This window comes from Enterococcus sp. DIV0187, from assembly GCF_051713785.1.
Taxonomy (GTDB): domain Bacteria; phylum Bacillota; class Bacilli; order Lactobacillales; family Enterococcaceae; genus Enterococcus_A; species Enterococcus_A avium.
Map to the genome: position 1 here is coordinate 3,931,450 of NZ_JBIOQO010000001.1, position 19,047 is coordinate 3,950,496.

Annotated in this window: 16 protein-coding genes; 15 read left to right on the forward strand and 1 reads right to left on the reverse strand. The window is 38.9% G+C overall.

The annotated features are described in order from the left end of the window. Positions 1-224: 224 nt before the first annotated feature. The 6 genes from IGI52_RS19120 to IGI52_RS19145 all read left to right on the forward strand — a co-directional run bounded on the left by IGI52_RS19120 (position 225) and on the right by IGI52_RS19145 (position 7,023). Positions 225-2,999 (forward strand): sigma-54-dependent transcriptional regulator, encoded by a 2,775-nt coding sequence (locus IGI52_RS19120; protein WP_016180395.1) that lies wholly within the window; start codon positions 225-227, stop codon positions 2,997-2,999. A gap of 201 nt (positions 3,000-3,200) precedes the next feature. Further along, complete coding sequence (locus IGI52_RS19125; RefSeq protein ID WP_016180396.1) at positions 3,201-3,701, forward strand: PTS system mannose/fructose/N-acetylgalactosamine-transporter subunit IIB; 501 nt, start codon at positions 3,201-3,203, stop codon at positions 3,699-3,701. 75 nt (positions 3,702-3,776) lie between these two features. Continuing rightward, a complete protein-coding gene (locus IGI52_RS19130; RefSeq protein ID WP_016180397.1) occupies positions 3,777-4,766 on the forward strand; it encodes a mannose/fructose/sorbose PTS transporter subunit IIA in 990 nt (329 codons plus the stop codon). Between the two features lie 33 nt (positions 4,767-4,799). Then, entirely contained in the window at positions 4,800-5,603 is an 804-nt protein-coding gene (locus tag IGI52_RS19135) for a PTS mannose/fructose/sorbose transporter subunit IIC (protein WP_016180398.1), read from the forward strand. 21 nt (positions 5,604-5,624) lie between these two features. Next, complete coding sequence (locus tag IGI52_RS19140) at positions 5,625-6,536, forward strand: PTS system mannose/fructose/sorbose family transporter subunit IID (RefSeq protein WP_016180399.1); 912 nt, start codon at positions 5,625-5,627, stop codon at positions 6,534-6,536. A 115-nt stretch (positions 6,537-6,651) separates the two neighbouring features. Then, the gene (locus tag IGI52_RS19145) at positions 6,652-7,023 is read left to right on the forward strand and encodes a DUF956 family protein (protein WP_016180400.1); all 372 of its coding nucleotides are present in this window, start codon (positions 6,652-6,654) and stop codon (positions 7,021-7,023) included. Positions 7,024-7,148: 125 nt separating this feature from the next. Here IGI52_RS19145 and IGI52_RS19150 read toward each other — a convergent pair whose 3' ends face one another. Next, positions 7,149-8,465, reverse strand: coding sequence for an ISL3 family transposase (locus IGI52_RS19150; protein WP_438780469.1), 1,317 nt, complete (start codon positions 8,463-8,465; stop codon positions 7,149-7,151). Between the two features lie 248 nt (positions 8,466-8,713). Between IGI52_RS19150 and IGI52_RS19155 the strand changes: the two genes are divergently transcribed. The 9 genes from IGI52_RS19155 (at position 8,714) to IGI52_RS19195 (ending at position 18,954) form a co-directional block, all read left to right on the forward strand. Next, on the forward strand, positions 8,714-10,480 hold the full coding sequence (locus IGI52_RS19155) for a PTS mannitol transporter subunit IICBA (RefSeq protein WP_016180401.1): 1,767 nt from the start codon (positions 8,714-8,716) through the stop codon (positions 10,478-10,480). A gap of 87 nt (positions 10,481-10,567) precedes the next feature. Then, positions 10,568-12,619, forward strand: coding sequence for a BglG family transcription antiterminator (locus IGI52_RS19160; RefSeq protein WP_438782121.1), 2,052 nt, complete (start codon positions 10,568-10,570; stop codon positions 12,617-12,619). A 33-nt stretch (positions 12,620-12,652) separates the two neighbouring features. Further along, complete coding sequence (locus tag IGI52_RS19165) at positions 12,653-13,090, forward strand: PTS sugar transporter subunit IIA (protein ID WP_016180403.1); 438 nt, start codon at positions 12,653-12,655, stop codon at positions 13,088-13,090. A gap of 1 nt (position 13,091) precedes the next feature. Further along, positions 13,092-14,231 (forward strand): mannitol-1-phosphate 5-dehydrogenase, encoded by a 1,140-nt coding sequence (locus tag IGI52_RS19170; RefSeq protein ID WP_016180404.1) that lies wholly within the window; start codon positions 13,092-13,094, stop codon positions 14,229-14,231. A 379-nt stretch (positions 14,232-14,610) separates the two neighbouring features. Then, positions 14,611-15,879, forward strand: coding sequence for a M20/M25/M40 family metallo-hydrolase (locus IGI52_RS19175; RefSeq protein WP_016180405.1), 1,269 nt, complete (start codon positions 14,611-14,613; stop codon positions 15,877-15,879). Then, a complete protein-coding gene (locus IGI52_RS19180) occupies positions 15,876-16,682 on the forward strand; it encodes a DUF3100 domain-containing protein (protein WP_016180406.1) in 807 nt (268 codons plus the stop codon). The genes IGI52_RS19175 and IGI52_RS19180 overlap by 4 nt, the downstream gene beginning before the upstream one ends. Continuing rightward, a complete protein-coding gene (locus IGI52_RS19185) occupies positions 16,663-17,151 on the forward strand; it encodes a hypothetical protein (protein WP_016180407.1) in 489 nt (162 codons plus the stop codon). The genes IGI52_RS19180 and IGI52_RS19185 overlap by 20 nt, the downstream gene beginning before the upstream one ends. Positions 17,152-17,349: 198 nt before the next feature. Continuing rightward, positions 17,350-18,051, forward strand: coding sequence for a glucosamine-6-phosphate deaminase (gene nagB, locus IGI52_RS19190; RefSeq protein ID WP_016180408.1), 702 nt, complete (start codon positions 17,350-17,352; stop codon positions 18,049-18,051). Between the two features lie 276 nt (positions 18,052-18,327). After that, positions 18,328-18,954, forward strand: a complete 627-nt coding sequence (locus tag IGI52_RS19195; protein WP_034876180.1) for a CatB-related O-acetyltransferase — start codon at positions 18,328-18,330, stop codon at positions 18,952-18,954. Positions 18,955-19,047 lie beyond the last annotated feature (93 nt).

Genomic DNA, 19,047 nt, shown 5'->3' on the forward strand with positions numbered 1-19,047 from the left:
CGAAGTTATCTTCTATTATAATAGAAGAAACACGACACGGAAAACATAATACCAAAGAAAAAGGTAAAAAAGCTTAAGTATATTTAAGGTTAATTGGGAGAAAATCCCAAAAACTTTCATTTTCAAAAAATATAGTGTATTATTTTGTAGCGAAATATTTGACATTTTAATAAAAACTATAGATGATTGATAATATAGAATACACTAATAAAGAAGGTGACTGAATGGAACGACGGATTGACCGCATTTATCGCTTTGTTTCAGAGAATGCAAATGTAACGACGAAAGATGTAGCGGATTCATTGGATATTCAACGGACAAATGCTAGTAAAGATTTAAATCTTCTTGTTAAGGATGGTCATTTAAGCAAAAGTGAAGGAAGACCTGTTCGCTATTTTGTTTCGAACCAATCAGCAGCAACGTCGTTTGACGCAGAAGTCCCTCAGACGCACGCCCGTGTTGTGGAGCCGCCGGAGAAGAAAATTCTAAATAAAAATACCGGCAATGTATTTACTCAAATTATCGGCTCTACTGGAAGTATGCGTAATGCAGTAGAGCAAGCCAAAGCAGCAATATTGTATCCACCTCGTGGATTGAATTGCTTGATTACCGGTCCAACTGGTTCGGGGAAAACCTTTTTTGCCCATGCTATGTTTCAGTTTGCTCAGACAGAAGGAGTAGTAGAAGCGGATCGCGAATTGGTCGTTTTCAACTGTGCCGACTATGCAAATAATCCTGAATTGTTGATGAGTCACTTATTTGGTTACGAAAAGGGCGCCTTCACTGGTGCAGACACAGAAAAAGATGGTTTAATCCAGCAAGCCGATGGCGGCATGCTGTTCTTAGATGAGATTCACCGTTTACCGCCAGAAGGACAAGAAATGATTTTCTATTTTATGGATCATGGAACCTATAGCCGGCTTGGTGAAACAGGCAAAAATCGTTTTGCGAATGTTCGAATCGTTGGAGCAACAACAGAAGACCCCCATTCAGCATTATTAGACACCTTTGTTCGACGTATTCCGATCAATATTCAAATGCCGGCATTTGGCAGTCGGCCAGCGGCTGAACAATTGGACTTAGTTCGTGTAATGGTGGCAATGGAGGCTAATCGAATTCAAAGGAAAATCACCTTGACAGAAGATGTTGTGAAAGCTTTATTAGGCAGCGTTTCTTACGGGAATGTCGGACAGCTGAAGTCCAATGTACAATTAATTTGCGCCCGCGGGTTCATGAATCATATGATGCAAGAAGAGATTCATATTACTCTAAATGACCTGACTGAAGGGATCAAAGCAGGATTGGTACAGCTTTCCGCTGATCGAATCAAATCAACAGATGTATCGCCATATCTTGAGCCAGAGATGGTGGTCACCCCCAATGAGATCGATGAGTTAATCAAAACAGACACTTATGAATTGCCATATAACTTATATGATATCATCGGTGATAAAGCGGCTTTACTAAAGACAGAGGGTTTGGATCAAGAAACGATCAATCATTTTATTTCTACGGATATTAATGTTCATTTGAAATCATTTTATAAGGATCATGGCTTTACTTTTGATACGGAGACTCGACTGACAGAGTTTGTTGACAAGCATGTGATCGATGTCAGCAACAAAATTGCCGCTTTAGTTAGTGAACGTTTAGATACACATTTCCAACAAAACTTTATTTATGCTATGAGTCTTCACATTTCTTCCTTCTTGAAAAAAATTCATGTTGGAGAAACGCGAGAGACGAATGCCAATATTCGGGAAATGGCGAAGGATTATCCAACAGAGTTTGCAGTAGCACGTGAAATTCGTCGCTTAGTTGAAAAAGAATTTCAAGTGGATATTCCCGACAGTGAAGAATACTATTTGACTGTTCTGCTTGTTTCCTTACGAGAAGATCAGTCTTCAGGAAAAATCGGTGTAGTCGTGGCAGCTCACGGGAATAGTACAGCTACTTCAATGGCTCAAGTCGTTCGTGAGTTATTAGATGTAACGAATATTATTGCTGTTGATATGCCCTTAGATATGCATCCAAGAGTTGCTTACGAAAAGATGCGTGAAGCTGTGACTCAGATCGATGAGGGCAGCGGAGTATTAATCATGGTAGATATGGGATCATTAGCTACATTTAATGAAGAAATTCAAAAAGATACTGGAATCGAAGTTTGTACGCTAGATATGGTCACAACTCCTTTACTTATCGAAGCTGCTCGGAAATCAAGCGTATTAGGTTCAGGAGTAGATGAATTGTATGAGTCCTTACAAGGCTTTCGAGGATATGGTCACGTAATGAATGAAAAAGCAGAACCGCAGGAAAAACAAGCGATTTTAGCTATTTGTGCTTCTGGCGAAGGAACAGCTCAACGCTTAAAGGAAATTATTGAACGACCGTTGCAGCAACGAAATTTGAAGCATATTGACGTATTGACTTTAGCGGTTGCAGACATTAAAACAAAGGTGCCTATCTTTAAAGAAGAATACAAGATTTTAGCCACGACAGGGATCATGGATCCGAAAGTTGGTGCTCCATATATTCCAATGGAGAAATTTATCAATCAAAAAGCTGATCAGATTTTAGATGAGCTATTGCTGGAAAATGATTTGTCTGAACAAGAAGAAGTTGTGTTAGATGCAAACAAAGCACGGGAATTGTGTATCAAGTTTATGGAGGAAAGCTTTACTTTTATTAATCCGAATAAACTGATCGATCCGCTTTGGCGTTTAGCAAAAACCATCATTACTAATGATGGGGTTTCTTCTGAATATGCATTAATGGTAAATTTCGTAATGCACATGGCCGGAACGATCGAACGAGGAATCTTGCAGCAGCCATTGAAAATTGATGAGGAATCAAAACGGATTTATCAGAACGTTACAGATAATGTAGTAATGAATCGTGGATTGAATGAGTTAGAAAGTCAATTACGTATCACAATTCCAACATCAGAACGATACTATATTTATCAATTGCTTAAGAACAATGAAGAAATTAGCGTATAAATAATACACAAAAAGGGATACAGTATACTGTATCCCTTTTTTGTGTATCGTTGAAAAGGCGTTAAATAAAGAAATTTTAATTAGTGTATTTTGGCACGGTACTTGCTTTATTATAGGTGAGTGCCTATGTAATACTGTACTCAAAGAATGTAGCGCAAGTCTTTTAGCATCTGAGCCTTGTAATTTGCAGGAGGTGGTGGGATGGTAATGGATATTCGACTCACTCGGATCGATGATCGTTTGATTCATGGTCAGGTAGCGACAGTTTGGTCCAAAGCAACAGGGATCGAGCGAATCTTAGTAGTTAGTGATGAGGTTGCGAACGATGAGTTGCGTAAGTTTCTCCTAAAACAAGCCGCGCCACCAGGAATCAAGTCCAATGTCGTCACAAAAAGAAAACTGGTTGAAGTGTATCAAGATCAATTGTTTGATGGAATGAAGGTCATGCTGTTGTTTGCTTCTCCGCAAGATGTAGTAGAGGTCGTTGAGGCAGGTGTTGATTTGAAATCAGTCAATATTGGCGGTATGCGATTTGGCGAAGGAAAGAAAATGATTACTAATTTTATTTCTGTGGATAGTAAAGATGTCGAGTCTTTTCTTGATTTAATGAATGCAGGAATCGAATTAGAAATTCGTCAAGTGCCGACAGATCGAAAAACAGATCTGATGCAATTAATCAAAAAAGAGAAGATGCTGCAATAATTAATTTTGGTTACAGGTTTTGTAAGAACTTATTTATATTTTTGAGCTGTAACAATAATAGTAGGAGGTATAAAGATGGTAGGAATTATCATTGCCAGTCATGGTGAATTCGCTAATGGTATCTTGCAATCCGGAGCGATGATCTTTGGAGAACAAGAAAATGTCAAAGCAGTAACTTTGATGCCGAGTGAAGGACCTGATGACGTCAAGGCAAAAATGGAAGAAGCAATCGCCTCTTTCGAAAACCAAGATGAAGTATTGTTCTTAGTTGATCTTTGGGGTGGAACGCCTTTCAATCAAGCTAACAGTCTGTTTGAAGAACACAAAGATTCGTGGGCAATCGTTGCTGGTATGAACTTACCGATGGTTATTGAAGCATACGCTTCACGTTTCTCAATGGAAACGGCGCATGAAATTGCTGCTCATATTTCAGGAACGGCAAAAGAAGGCGTAAGAATTCGTCCAGAGGAGTTAGAACCAGTTGAAGCAGCTCCAGTAGCGGCTGAAGGCGGACAGCCAACAGGTGCTATCCCTGAAGGAACTGTATTAGGTGATGGTCATATCAAGTTTGTATTAGCTCGTGTAGACTCTCGTTTACTTCATGGTCAAGTTGCAACTGCGTGGACAAAAACGACAGGTCCTAGCCGGATTATTGTTGTTTCAGATGCGGTAGCTAAAGATGATCTTCGCAAGAGATTAATCGAACAAGCTGCTCCTCCAGGTGTTAAGGCAAACGTTATCCCCGTTGATAAAATGATTGAAATCTCAAAGGACCCTCGTTTCGGAAATACAAAAGCGTTGTTACTATTTGAAAATCCTCAAGATGTATTGCGTGCTGTTGAAGGCGGCGTTGATATCAAAGAAGTCAACGTTGGATCAATGGCTCACTCAGTTGGGAAAGTCGTAGTAAGCAAAGTATTGTCAATGGGACAAGATGATGTTGATACTTTTGAGAAGTTGAAAGCAAAAGGAATCAAGTTTGATGTACGTAAAGTACCTAATGATTCTAAAGACAACATGGATGAAATCCTTAACAAAGCAAAAAATGAATTGAAAAACGCTTAAGCAAGATAATTAACTTAAATAGGAGGGCTTATAATGTCTGGTATTTCAATGGTATTAGTAGTAATCGTTGCCTTTCTAGCAGGTATGGAAGGGATTTTGGATGAATTCCAATTCCATCAACCGCTAGTAGCATGTACATTAATTGGTTTAGTAACCGGTAATTTAGAAGCTGGGATCGTGTTAGGCGGCTCACTTCAAATGATCGCCTTAGGTTGGGCAAACATCGGGGCTGCTGTGGCACCGGATGCTGCGTTAGCATCTGTTGCATCTGCAATTATTTTAGTTTTAGGTGGTCAAGGAGTTAAAGGTGTTTCTTCAGCTATCGCAATCGCTGTTCCTTTAGCTGTAGCTGGTTTGTTCTTAACAATGATCGTTCGTACATTAGCTGTGCCAATCGTTCACTTTATGGATGCTGCAGCTGAAAAAGGAAATATGCGTCAAGTTGAAATGTGGCATATTATCGCTGTATGTATGCAAGGTGTTCGTATTGCGATTCCTTCAGCTGCATTATTAGTAATTCCTGCTGACACTGTACGTGGATTCTTAGAATCAATGCCTGCTTGGTTAACTGATGGTATGGCTATCGGTGGTGGTATGGTCGTTGCCGTTGGTTACGCTATGGTTATCAACATGATGGCTACAAAAGAAGTATGGCCATTCTTCGCGATTGGTTTTGCTATCGCAGCACTTTCTGAATTAACGTTGATCGCACTAGGTGTTATCGCAGTTGCATTCGCTTTGATTTACTTGAACCTACAAGAAAGTTCTGGTGGATCTTCTAATGGTGGCGGAGGCAATACTGGCGATCCGCTTGGCGATATTTTGAATGATTATTAATCTTGAAGGAGGAGAAATAAAATGGCAGAAAAAATCGAATTAAGTAAAAGAGATCGTTTAGCCGTTGCATGGCGTTCTACCTTCATTCAAGGTTCTTGGAACTACGAACGTATGCAAAATGGTGGTTGGTGTTTTGCAATGCTACCAGCGATCAAAAAATTATACAAAACAAAAGAAGACCGTACGTTAGCAATGCAACGTCACTTGGAATTCTTTAATACACACCCATATATCGCTTCACCAATCATCGGAGTAACTCTTGCGCTTGAAGAAGAACGCGCAAATGGCGCTCCAGTTGATGATGTAGCAATCCAAGGGGTTAAGGTTGGTATGATGGGACCTTTAGCCGGTGTTGGTGACCCAGTGTTCTGGTTTACTGTACGTCCGATGTTAGGTGCTCTAGGTGCTTCATTAGCGTTAGCTGGAAACATTTTAGGACCAATCATTTTCTTCCTTGCTTGGAATATTATTCGTTGGGCATTCATGTGGTATACACAAGAATTTGGCTATCGTGCTGGTTCTAAAATCACTGATGACCTTTCAGGTGGTCTATTACAAAAGGTTACTAAAGGTGCATCCATTCTAGGTATGTTTGTTTTAGGAGCTTTAGTGCAACGGTGGGTAAACGTGAAATTTACACCGGTTGTTTCTACTGTTAAGTTAGACAAAGGTGCTTATATCGAATGGGACAAATTACCTGCTGGTGCTCAAGGAATTAAAGAAGCTCTTTCTCAACAAGCTTCTGGTCTTGCTTTAGATAGTTCTAAAGTAACTACTTTACAAGATAACTTAGATTCATTAATTCCAGGTCTTGCTGCATTACTATTGACATTGCTTTGCATGTGGTTATTGAAGAAAAAAGTTTCTCCAATCGTTATCATTCTTGGCTTGTTCGTAGTAGGCGTTGGCTTGCACGTATTAGGTATTATGTAAAAAAGTCACTCATTAATGAAAAATGCTCGGGCTTGCCCGAGCATTTTTTGCTTAATAAGAGTAAAATAAAGTATAATGATTCAATAGATACATATAAGGAAATGGAGTAGGTCTTATGGTTCAGTCAATCAATACAAAGGTCGATTTGACAATCGATGCTACCTCGTACTTAGGTGTCGCAGATTATGGGAAGATTATGATTGGTGATAAGGGATTTGAATTTTTCAATAATCGAGATGCAAGAAAGTTTGTTCAAATTCCTTGGGAAGAAGTAGATTACGTTATTGCTTCTGTTGTTTTTAAGGGAAAATGGATTCCACGTTACGCGATACAAACGAAAAAGAATGGCACTTATTCTTTTGCATCAAAGGAACCCAAAAAAGTGTTAAGAGCAATACGTGAATACGTAGATCCAGATCATATGGTTCGATCACTAGGATTTTTTGATGTTATCAAACGTGGGGTACGAAACAAATTTAATAAGTAAGACAAAGTCGTTTATCTATTAGATAAGCGGCTTTTAATTTTGGCTCTAAGTCAAATCGTGTTGTTTTCATTAAATCACTGAAAGGAAATGCTTCGGCGTTTCCTTTTTTCTTTTTGTTTTCTTGTTCAAATAATGTCGCAAAGGTTCTGTTGAATTAGAATTCGCATACGAAGGTGGCGAAAGGTTCTAAAACCGAATGCCACTCTCTTGATCACTTTAATCAAGTTATTCTTCCCTTCAAGTTTTCCGTTCGAATAGGGGTATTTTAATGCATTGATAATCGCTTGTTTGTGTTTGTTTAAGTAAAGAATCGCTTTTTTAAATGCTGGATCAAGCATCGTGGGTAAGTGATCAATGCGTTCGTAAAAGTCTTTATAATCTTTGGCATCAAAGGCATCCAACAAATTTTGATACACATCATAGCTTGTCCGTAAGTGCTCGTCAATCGATAATAAATAGTCCAATACTTCCGATTCCGTCAGGTATTTCCGTTGGAAAAGCGGGTATTGTTTGAGCGAAGAATAATTGATTTTTCTATTTTTCTTCAGAATGGTTCGCCAATATTTCTTAAGCTTGCGATACTTTTTCATGGCTTGCGGGTCGCTCTTTTTCAAGTGATTCATGGTTTTTATCCGTTGTTTGTTAAACGCACGATTGAGTTGTTGGATCACATGGAACCGATCAATGGAAACCCGAGCATTTGGGAAAACGACCTTTGTCACAGAATCATAGCCCGCATTCATATCCATCACGACATGAGAAACGTTTTTCCGTGCGTGATAAGTAAAGCGCATAAAATAAGCGATCAGCTTGAAGCTTCTTCGATCCTCTAAAATATCAAAGATTTTCCCCGTATCCGCGTCACTGAGAATAAAACACATGGCGCCCTGACAGTCCTTAGTTCCTTTGAATTCATCAATCAATAGATGTTTGGGTAAGTAATTGGGCTTCAGTCGTGGTTCTTCAAAAAAAGAATCCAAGACCCGTTCGACCGTTTTAGCGGAAACCAAATAACGCTGAGCGATATCTTTCATCGAAATTTTCTTCTTTAAATCAACAGCGATCGCAAACTTGAGTGCTTGGGAGAGATAACAGTTTTCTGCGACATAATAGGTTTTAGCTGAAAAGGTATGGTGACACTGTTTACAATAAAACCGTTGTTTATAGAGATGAAGATAGGTAGACACCTCTTGATAAGGGAGTAATTGAATCCAGCTATCTTTGTAGCCATGATGGATGACGGAGTCGTAGCCGCAACACTCACATTGAGGAGACGGATAGCTCAGTCGACCAGTAAAGACGGTGGCCATTCTGTCATGGACTTTTTCTTTTGAAACGGCGTCTTTAGAAAAAGTAATGTTGGAATCGTGAATATTTAGGATTTGTTTGATGGTTTTGTCTAGGCAATTATCTTTATATTTGATATTCTTAATACTGGACATTTGGTTCGCCTCCTATGATTGGGTTCAGCGATTTAATTATAGGACAACCAAATGTCTTTTTGTATAAAAAAATGCTTGGTGTTCTCGCTCAAAAAGAGTAACAACACCAAATATTATAGAACCTTAATTTTGGCACAAACTTCTGTGCCAAAACTCTATCTACATTTGATTGAAAGCGGATACTCATGGATATATGATAAATATGTAAACGAAATCATTTCATAATTATTTCTAAGGAGGAAAAGAAGATGGAAATGCAAGCTACTGGACAAAAGGGTGGACTAAAAGCAAAAGTCCAGCGTCTCGGAAGTCATTTGTCGGGAATGGTTATGCCCAATATTGGCGGATTTATTGCTTGGGGTGTTATCACTGCTTTATTTATTCCAGATGGGTATATTCCAAATGAACAGCTAGCTTCACTGGTTGATCCAATGCTGAAATTTTTATTGCCATTATTAATCGCTTATACAGGCGGCAGCATGGTACATGGACAACGTGGTGCAGTTGTTGGGGCAATCGCAGCTATGGGGGTTATCGTAGGATCGGATGTACCGATGTTTATCGGTGCAATGATGATGGGACCTTTGGGTGGATGGTGCATCAAGAAGTTTGATGACGCTTTCCAAGAAAAGATTAAGGCTGGATTTGAAATGTTAGTCAATAACTTTTCTTCTGGTTTGATTGGATTTGCTTTAGCAATTGTTGGGTATTATGCGATTGGCCCAGTTGTTGGCTCGTTAACCAATTTGATGGCAGCCGGTGTTGAGTCAATTATCAACATGCATTTGTTACCATTGGCAAATATTTTTATTGAACCTGCAAAAATTTTATTCTTGAACAATGCGATTAACCACGGAATTTTGACTCCGCTAGGTATTGAACAAGCAGCAGAAGCTGGAAAATCAGTCCTATTCTTATTAGAAGCAAATCCTGGACCAGGTTTAGGAATCTTATTAGCCTTCACATTGTTTGGAAAAGGTGCGGCGAAATCTTCTGCACCGGGCGCGATCATTATTCAATTTTTAGGTGGGATTCATGAGATTTATTTCCCATACGTAATGATGAAACCACTTTTATTCCTAGCTGTTATGGCAGGCGGGGTTGCTGGAACATTTACTTTCCAATTATTAGGTGCCGGTTTACGAGCAGCAGCATCACCAGGTTCGATCATTGCTGTTATGGCTATGACACCGCCAGATGCGATTTTTGCTAACTTAGCAGGGATTGTTGTAGGATGCGTTGTTTCGTTCTTAGTGGCTATGGTTATTATTAAATCGGATCATAATGAAGAAGAAGACTTAGCGGCGACTCAAGCAGCAGTTGCCGATGCAAAAGCACAAAGCAAAGGTCAAAGTGCAATGAAAGCTGACAATCAAGAAATGTTTGGCAACATTAACAAAATCATCTTTGCTTGCGATGCTGGTATGGGATCAAGTGCAATGGGTGCATCAGTATTGCGTGATAAAGTGAAAAAAGCTGGATTATCATTACCAGTTTCTAACTCGGCAATCAATAACTTGAGTGATGATCCGAATGCTTTGATCGTGACACAAGAAGAACTGCATGATCGTGCAAGCCAAAAAGCACCAAGTGCAACCTTCGTTCAAGTGGAAAACTTCATGAACTCTCCACGCTATGATGAAATCGTGGAACGCTTATCCGCAGAACCAGCAGCAGGTGACAGCGAAAAAAAGCCTCTGACAGATGATGTGGTACAAGGTTTAGCAGACTACTCGAAAGTCGATCACATTGTCTTTGGTTATGATCAAGTGAAAGGATCTGCCAATATGGGTGCAACGATTTTGAAAAAATTATTGAAAGACAACGGAATGGATTATCCTGTAACAGTTGAACTAATCAATGTTTTACAAGATAAGCCGAGTGCTTTAATCATTACAAACAGTGAAGAGACAGTTAAAGCAGAGCAACAGGCACCAAGTGCTACACATGTGCCATTAAACGATCTAGTTGCTTCTGAAAAATATGACAAGGTCATTCAAAATTTAAGGAAATAAGTGGTCTTTTATCCAGAATCGTATTACTCTTAAAGCAGTGAGGATTCTCACTGCTTTTACCCTTTTGACATTATTGGAGGAGATATTGTGTATTTTTCGATTCGCGAAAAAAAGATACTTTACCTTTTATTAGATTATCCAAATGGCATTACTTCAGAAGAATTGCAAGATATTTTACAGGTTAGCAAACGAACGGTTTACCGAGAGATCTCAAGTATAGAAAAGACGATTAAGTCACAGGATATTCAGATTATCAAGCCTCGTGGCGAAGGCTATCGAATTGTGGGAGAAACTTTAAACTTAGAACGTTTGCAGCAGCAATTAGGCGAAAAACAAGCAGAACTATTTACAGATAACGTTCAGCGGCAAAGTGCAATTGTTTGTTCTTTATTGTTAATGGATGAAGAAGCGACGATTGAGGGCTTAGCGATTGATTTTAAAGTAAGTTCAGCGACGATTACTTCTGATTTAGCTACAATAGAAAAAAGCTTGATTGATTACCGATTAGAGCTGCAGCGTCTCAAGGGTCGCGGCATACGAATTGTCGGTCGTGAAAAGCAACGTCGTCAGTTATTAAGTAATTTGATCTATAACGGTGTTAGTGAGTTTGATTTTTTCCAATTCATTGATTCCCTAGATGAAAAGAAAAAAACGACGGATAACTTCTTTTTGAATTTGTTGAGTCAATCAAGTCTATTGTTAGCTCGAAGAATTTTTGAGCAGATTTCTCAGCAGTCGTTTGAGCAGGTTACAGACAATCAACTACAGCGTGTATTGATTTTATTGGCTCTATCGATTGATCGTATGTCTCAAGAGCGTTTTGTAGAAGTTGAGCAGGAGACAAAAGCAAAGCCTGAAAGTATGCAGATTGCTAGTCAAATCATGATTAAAGTTGCAACGACGCTGAAAAAATCGATACCGCCACAGGAGGTTCGTTTCTTTGCCTTTCAATTAGAAGGGGTAAATTATAAGAAGCCGCAAAATATTTTCATTGACAGTTTTGATGTAGAGCTTTCCTATAAGATTAAAGAATTGATTCGTTTGGTTTCTGAAACGTCTGGTATTGATTTTCGAAAAGATGAACAGCTTTTCAATGATTTATCGGCCCATATGTCGGCCGCTTTAAAACGAAATTTGACCGTTCTTCAGGGAGCAAACAACCCGTTATTACAAAAAATTCGTGATAAGTATCAAGAATTGACAGCAGCGATCATCAAAGAATTGGCGGTTGTTTTTCCGGATCATCAATTTACTGCTGATGAATTAGGTTACGTCGTGATCCATTTCGCAACTTCTCTGGAGCGTCATCCTAGTGGGCGAGCACTATCTGCATTAGTATTATGTTCCAGTGGGATTGGGACAGCACGAATATTAGAGAGTCGAATTCACAAGTATTTAAACGAGATTGAAAAAGTGCAAGTGGCAAAAATTTCTGAAATGAATCAATTGGATTATAAAAGCTATGATCTGATTCTAGCGACGGTCTTTTTACCAGGATTTAATTTGCCGTACAAAGTGATTTCACCTTTATTATTGGATGACGAAATTAAAGAAATCAAAGACTATATCCAAACGCTGCACCCAGATAAGGCGTATGTACATGTAGATGAACCGGAACAAGAGCCTAGCGAAGCCTTTGATGAGATTTATGAGACCATGCGAATCGCCAATAGTCTATTACAAAACTTTGATGTTAAACAGATAAACACAAAAGAAACAATTGAGCTGACCTTAGAAGAGATTATTGATCAGATGCAAGGTACGATCGTATCAGATGCCAAAATCGTGACGAACAAAGTGATTCAACGATATTTGGTGGCGCCGATTGGTGTGCCGAAAACCAATTTTGCCTTATTTCATTGTGCGGATGCACATGTCAAGGAACCATTATTTACCATTTATGACTTAGATCGGAAGTTCTTGATTCAAGGAATGGATAAAAAAAGTATTGATTTAACCCGGGTACTATTACTGTTAGCACCCGATCCAATGCCAGAAAGCCAACAAAGTTTGTTAGGAAAAATCAGCAGTTCGGTCATCGAAAGTGATCTGAATACTGAAATCTACAAATTCGGCAATAAAGAGATTATCTATCAATTATTGAGTTCTTTGTTTGTCAAAGAAATTCGAGAAAACTAGCGCAAGCTTTTAAAAATCGGGGAGGAATTTAAAATGGAATTACAGCCAGAAATGATTTTATTAGACCAAGAATTTGCCAACAAGGAAGAGGCGATCCGTGCAAGCGGACAGTTGTTAGTGGATGCTGGTTGTGTGGAAGAAGGCTATGTTGATGCCATGATCGAAAGAAATAAGCTGGTCTCTGTTTATATGGGAAACTTTATCGCGATCCCTCATGGAACCGATGAAGCGAAGCGCTATGTAAAGAAAAGCGGTATTTCGGTGATCCAGGTTCCTACGGGGGTTCACTTTGGGAAAGATGATACAGAAGACGTAGCGATGGTGCTATTTGGAATTGCTGGGATCGAAAACGAGCATTTAGATATCTTGCAAAAGATCGCAATCTTTTGTTCTGATGTTGAAAATGTCGTTAAATTAGCAGATGCAAAAACAAAAGAAGAAGTCATTAGCTATCTTCAGGAGGTAGAATAGGATGCAAGCAACACACTTTGGCGCAGGAAATATTGGACGTGGATTTATTGGAGAAATTTTAGCAAAAAATGGTTTTTCAATTGATTTTGTTGATATCAATGAAACAATTATCAATGCATTGAATGAACGCAACGAATACACGATTCAATTAGCAGATGAAAGTCAAAAAGAAATTCATGTCGCAAATGTGGACGGCTTGAACAATCAAACCAATCCAGAGGCTGTGATTGATTCCGTTAGTAAAGCAGATATTGTAACGACAGCGATTGGACCCAATATCTTACCCTTTATCGCAGAATTAATTGCTAAAGGGATTCAAAAACGTCGCAGTGAAGGCAATACAGCTGCTCTAGATGTAGTAGCCTGCGAAAATATGATTGGCGGTAGTCAATTTTTATTTGAAAAGGTCCAAACTTTTTTATCCGCAGAAGATCTGGCTTTTGTAGACCAATGCATCGGATTTCCCAATGCGGCAGTCGATCGAATTGTGCCAATCCAACATCACGATGATCCATTGTTCGTATCAGTGGAACCTTTCAGTGAATGGGTAATTGATGCGACACAAAGTAAAAACAAAGAGCTGCGTCTAGAAGGTGTGGAATATGTAGAGGATTTGGAACCTTATATTGAACGGAAGTTATTCTCCGTCAATACTGGACATGCGACGGTTGCTTATACTGGAGCATATGCAGGGTATCAAACAATCGATGAAGCGATTGCCGATGAACGTGTGCTAGAGAAATTACGTGCAGTTCTTGGCGAAACGGGAGAGTTATTGATTAATAAATGGAATTTTGATAAAGAGAAGCATTTTGCTTACATTGATAAGATCGTTAGTCGTTTCGAAAATAAATACATTTCAGATAGTATCAGTCGTGTGGCGCGGACACCGATTCGTAAGTTGGGCTTTGATGAACGATTCATTCGTCCGATTCGGGAATTGAAGGAGCGCGGACTTGAATACGATAATTTAGTAGATGTCGTAGCAATGGTTTTGAAATACGATGATCCGAACGATGAACAAAGTGTTGAATTGCAAGGGTTGCTAAAAGAGAAATCAGCAGCCGAAGTGATCCAGCAGGTTACTGATTTAAAAGATAATGAGTTAATCGCTGAAATTTCAGCAACATATCACAAATAGCTCTTCCTTTCTCCACCGCGATAAATAATTGCGGTGGGGAATTTTTTTATTTATAAAGAAATTTCGTTTCAAAAACCGGCTGAAAATTATCTGTTTTCAAATTTATAAATAAGTTTTTTGGACGAGTTTTGAAAATTACATCATTTTAAACATTATCTATTTGGCAAATAAATAAACATTATGAGTTGTGATTGCCGAAATAGTTCGTGTTTTTGGCAAAATGCTCTTGATTCTTTCTTTTTAAAAAGATATTATAAACAAGTCGAGAAATTTCGTTTCATGAAGCACTCGAATGAAATAGGCGTTCTATGCTTAAAGAGTGACAATTTATACTAGTTTCTTAACTATTCATTTTTGAATGACAATAAGGGGGAGTTAAATGACGACGTTTGCTAAGTATTATCAACAATTGAAGGAATTTACGGAAGATTTATTTTTACATCCAGAACTGGGCTATAAAGAACATCGCACATCTGAAAAAGTAATCGAAGAGTTGACCCGAATTCATCCATCGATAGAATTGTCTAAATTTTCAGAAACAGGGATTAAAACATTTTTATCAACAGATAAAAAACGAACGATGGCATTTATTGCAGAGTTAGACGCGGTTTATGCACCGACACATTTTCAAGCAGATCCTCAGACGGGGGCTGCTCACAATTGTGGGCATTTTACTCAGGTGGCAATCGCATTGTCCTTGTATGATCATTACATTAAAACTGGAAACTATAAGAAATTAGACTTTAATTTATGCTTTATCTTTGTACCGGCGGAAGAATATTTAGATTTGGATTATCGTAAAGAGCTTCGAGCTGCTGGTAAAATCCAGTTCTTAGGGGGAAAACCGGAAGCAATGTCATTAGGGATTTTTGATGATGTTGATTTTGGTGTTTGTGTCCATGCTATCGGGGAAGTCTTCGAACGGCCGACGATCGAAGTGAATTGTGATTTAGCCGGCTTCCTGTATAAGCGTTATCATTTTTCTGGAAAAGCGGCTCATGCGGGCTTTGATCCTTTTTCAGGTATTAATGCCTACAGTATATCGACGTTATTCAATACAGCGATCGGGTTAAGTCGCCAACAGTTTAAGGATACAGAATCGATTCGAGTGAACCCCATTGTAATGGAGAGCGATATGTCGACAAATGTTGTTCCGAATCACATTACGGTAGGAACTGACCTGCGCTGTAAGACACTAGAATACATGCCAGAAGTAGCGCGAAAGCTAGATCGTGCCGCACAAGGAAGTGCGTATGCTTTGGAGGGCGAAGTAACGATTGAAACGGAGCTGGGCTACCTGCCATTTGTTCAAGATCGTTATCTAAATAGTTTTGTGGAGCGGACCTTTGCGAAGTTCGATAAGATTCCGGACATTATTGATGATCGTGGCGGGATTGCAGCAGCTGGTGATATTGGTGATTTAGCATTTATGATGCCTTGTATCCAAATCAGTTATGGTGGATTTGAAGGAACAATTCATGGAGATGATTTTAAAATGATCGATCCAGAATTTGTTTTAGAGACCTTCCCAGAATTTTTATCAGAGGTGCTAATGGAAATGTCTGGCAACTTGGATGAGGAAAAAATCTATCGTCGTTCATTTAAAGAATATAAAGAATTAATTGATTCAATTGGAGGGAATGTATGAAGAAGCAATTAGTGTGGTTAGTTGGTTTTGTGGTGGCGGTGGTAACGATCGCAGAATTGATCGGGATGCAATTCATTACGTTAGGAAATACGACTGTTACCGTTTTACCGTTAGTATTTTCTGTTTTATTGGCGATGCTGTTTGGATTACCAGTGCTTCGCAAAGGGTTAGTTGCTAAAATTTATTCAAAGGGCAATATTCAATTTTCAGCGAAGTATTTATTGTATATTATGCTGCCGTTAATGGCACGTTATGGCGCGGATGTAGCCCCAAGATTGAAGGAAATATTGAGTGTTGGCTGGGTGTTCTTATTCCAAGAATTGGGAAACGTGGGAACGGTTCTTATTGGTTTGCCAGTAGCGCTTATGTTAGGCTTGCGTCGGGAGGCTATCGGTGCAACTCTGGGTCTAGGTCGGGAAGGCGAGCTAGCGTATATTTCTGAAAAGTATACACTAGATTCTGCCGAAGGACGCGGGGTATTATCGCTTTATTTGATTGGTACATTATTCGGGTCGATTTTCTTTAGTATTTTTGCGCCGATCATGGCTGGGCTTGGTTTTGATTATCGCGCGTTAGCCATGAGTTCAGGAGTCGGCTCTGCCAGCATGATGACGGCAGCTTCATCTTCTTTAATTGCTTTAATGCCTGAAAATGAAACGACGATCGCAGCCTATGCCGCTGCGAGTCAATTGTTGACCAGTTTTTTAGGAACCTATACGATGGTATTTATTGCAGTGCCATTGCAGCGTTTCATGTACAACTTACTGACAGGAGGATCACGCCGTGGAAAAGAAACAGTCTAATGAATATATTAAGATTTCACTTGTATTATTATTAAGTATCTGCTTGATTTTATTTACACAGGGAATTAAATTACTTAAAAATCCAGCCTCTACTCCGATTACCTTTAACACGATTCAAGGATTAGTGGTATTGTGGGCTTTTTCTATGATTGGCGTATTTATCTCAACGTTAGTGAAGAAAACCAACATCAAAATTCTAGCTGATTTTCCAATTTTAGGCTGGGTGTCCTTAACATCCTTGTTTTTCTGTCTACTTTCTGACTTTTTTGTTCAAGCGATTGCCGGTGTTGACTTTTTATCGATCACCACGCCGATTTTAGCGTTTGCGGGTCTGTCAGTGGCAGATAGTTTGATGGATTTACGGAAGACTTCTTGGCGCGTTGCGATTGTTGCTATCTTTGTTTTTATTGGAACGTATCTTGGAAGTGCGATCATTGCACAGATCGGATTGCTTTTAACAGGGAAATAAAAAAATCTCCAGAGCAGAGAAAATTCTGTTCTGGAGATTTTTTTGGAAAAGCTTTACCTTCTTAATGAAATTGATAATAATGATCTTAAGCATGAACAGTAGAAAAACTTAATATTTTGGTCTAGACTTTCTTATTGAAAAATTCGTTGATCGGTGTTAAAATTGGTGTATACCAAATTGATAAAGGAGCGTTTACCCATGAAAGTAATTCGTGTGAAAGATGCCAATGAAGGCGGAAAAAAAGCATTTGAAATCATCAAAGATGGAATGGAAAACGGCGTAAAAGTATTAGGTCTAGCAACAGGCAGCACTCCTGAAACCTTATATAAAGAAATGACAACTAGCGATTTAGATTTTTCAGATATGACTTCTGTAAACTTAGATGAATATGTAGGATTAGATGGATCAGACGATCAAAGCTATCGTTATTTCATGAATGATCATTTATTCAACAAAAAACCATTTAAAGAAACATTCGTGCCAAATGGAAAAGCAGAAGACTTGGAAGCTGAATGCAAACGTTACGATGAAGTGATTGCTGAACATCCACTTGACTTGCAAGTATTAGGAATTGGCCGTAATGGACATATCGGTTTTAACGAACCAGGAACACCATTTGATGTCACTACGCATGTGGTTGAATTAACAGAATCAACAATCGAAGCTAATAAACGTTACTTCGATAAAGTTGAAGATGTTCCGACTCATGCATTGTCAATGGGAATCGGTTCAATTATGCAAAGTAAAAAAATCTTGTTGATGGCTTTCGGTACGGATAAAGCTGACGCAATCAAAGGCATGATTGATGGTGAAGTAACTGTTGATCTACCTGCAAGTGTTTTACAAAACCATGCTGACGTAACAGTGATCATTGACGAAGACGCAGCAAGCAAATTATAATCGTATTCAATGAAGTGCCGAGGAAAATTCCTCGGTACTTTTTTTGTGAGTTCCTCTTCGTACTTCAAGTACGTTAGTGGAATCGTGTATGCGGAGATAATAAAACTCATTTTTCGCTGTTTGCTTAGTGAACGTATTAATAGCTAGCTACTATATTAATTAAGGTTAAGGTTAAAGCTCTCAAGTGATATACTTATTTCAAGGAGCGTGAACGTATGAAGCGGTGCATTGTTTTAACTGGAATGGTTAGCTAACGAAAAAAAGGAGGAGAGAACTATTCCAGTAGAAAAGCTTTACCCTAGAAGTAATGATCATGAAACGATTTATTTGCAGCAAGCGATTACCCGACCGGCTATTTCAGTTGGAGACTACACGATTTATAATGATTTTCGCAGCGATCCCTGTGACTTTGAAAAGAACAATGTCTTGTATCAGTATCCAATCAATCATGATCGTTTGGTTATTGGCAAATTTTGTTCGATTGCTTGTGGTGCAACGTTTATTTTTAATAGCGCAAATCATAAGCAGTCAGCCCTTTCGACCTACACCTTTCCTTTATTTTATGAGGAATGGCAGCTGAAGAAGGAAGACGTGGCTTCAGCATGGGACAATAAAGGCGATATCGTGATAGGAAATGATGTCTGGATCGGCTATGAAGCAACGATTTTATCCGGTGTAACGATCGGAGATGGCGCGATCATCGGAGCAAAGGCAGTGGTGACGAAAGATGTTCCACCCTATAGCGTAGTCGGCGGTGTTCCAGCAAAGAAAATCAAACAACGATTTGATGCGGAAACGATTCAAAAATTGCAGCAGCTCAAATGGTGGGATTGGCCGGATGAAAAAATTCGACAAGCAATCCCCTATTTAAAAAATGGTGAGATCGATCAATTATTTGAATAAGCAGTACAAGCTCAGTCGATTATACGGCTGAGCTTGCTTCTTTTTCTTCTTTTGACTATAGTGAACACTAGAAAAGTAAGGTGGAGGATTTAA

What these genes read in the sequence shown, in the direction of transcription:
- IGI52_RS19120 (WP_016180395.1), top strand. Translation starts at nt 225, where the DNA reads ATGGAACGACGGATTGACCGCATTTATCGCTTTGTTTCAGAGAATGCA.
- IGI52_RS19125 (WP_016180396.1), top strand. Translation starts at nt 3,201, where the DNA reads ATGGTAATGGATATTCGACTCACTCGGATCGATGATCGTTTGATTCAT.
- IGI52_RS19130 (WP_016180397.1), top strand. Translation starts at nt 3,777, where the DNA reads ATGGTAGGAATTATCATTGCCAGTCATGGTGAATTCGCTAATGGTATC.
- IGI52_RS19135 (WP_016180398.1), top strand. Translation starts at nt 4,800, where the DNA reads ATGTCTGGTATTTCAATGGTATTAGTAGTAATCGTTGCCTTTCTAGCA.
- IGI52_RS19140 (WP_016180399.1), top strand. Translation starts at nt 5,625, where the DNA reads ATGGCAGAAAAAATCGAATTAAGTAAAAGAGATCGTTTAGCCGTTGCA.
- IGI52_RS19145 (WP_016180400.1), top strand. Translation starts at nt 6,652, where the DNA reads ATGGTTCAGTCAATCAATACAAAGGTCGATTTGACAATCGATGCTACC.
- IGI52_RS19150 (WP_438780469.1), bottom strand. Translation starts at nt 8,465, where the DNA reads ATGTCCAGTATTAAGAATATCAAATATAAAGATAATTGCCTAGACAAA.
- IGI52_RS19155 (WP_016180401.1), top strand. Translation starts at nt 8,714, where the DNA reads ATGGAAATGCAAGCTACTGGACAAAAGGGTGGACTAAAAGCAAAAGTC.
- IGI52_RS19165 (WP_016180403.1), top strand. Translation starts at nt 12,653, where the DNA reads ATGGAATTACAGCCAGAAATGATTTTATTAGACCAAGAATTTGCCAAC.
- IGI52_RS19170 (WP_016180404.1), top strand. Translation starts at nt 13,092, where the DNA reads ATGCAAGCAACACACTTTGGCGCAGGAAATATTGGACGTGGATTTATT.
- IGI52_RS19175 (WP_016180405.1), top strand. Translation starts at nt 14,611, where the DNA reads ATGACGACGTTTGCTAAGTATTATCAACAATTGAAGGAATTTACGGAA.
- IGI52_RS19180 (WP_016180406.1), top strand. Translation starts at nt 15,876, where the DNA reads ATGAAGAAGCAATTAGTGTGGTTAGTTGGTTTTGTGGTGGCGGTGGTA.
- nagB (WP_016180408.1), top strand. Translation starts at nt 17,350, where the DNA reads ATGAAAGTAATTCGTGTGAAAGATGCCAATGAAGGCGGAAAAAAAGCA.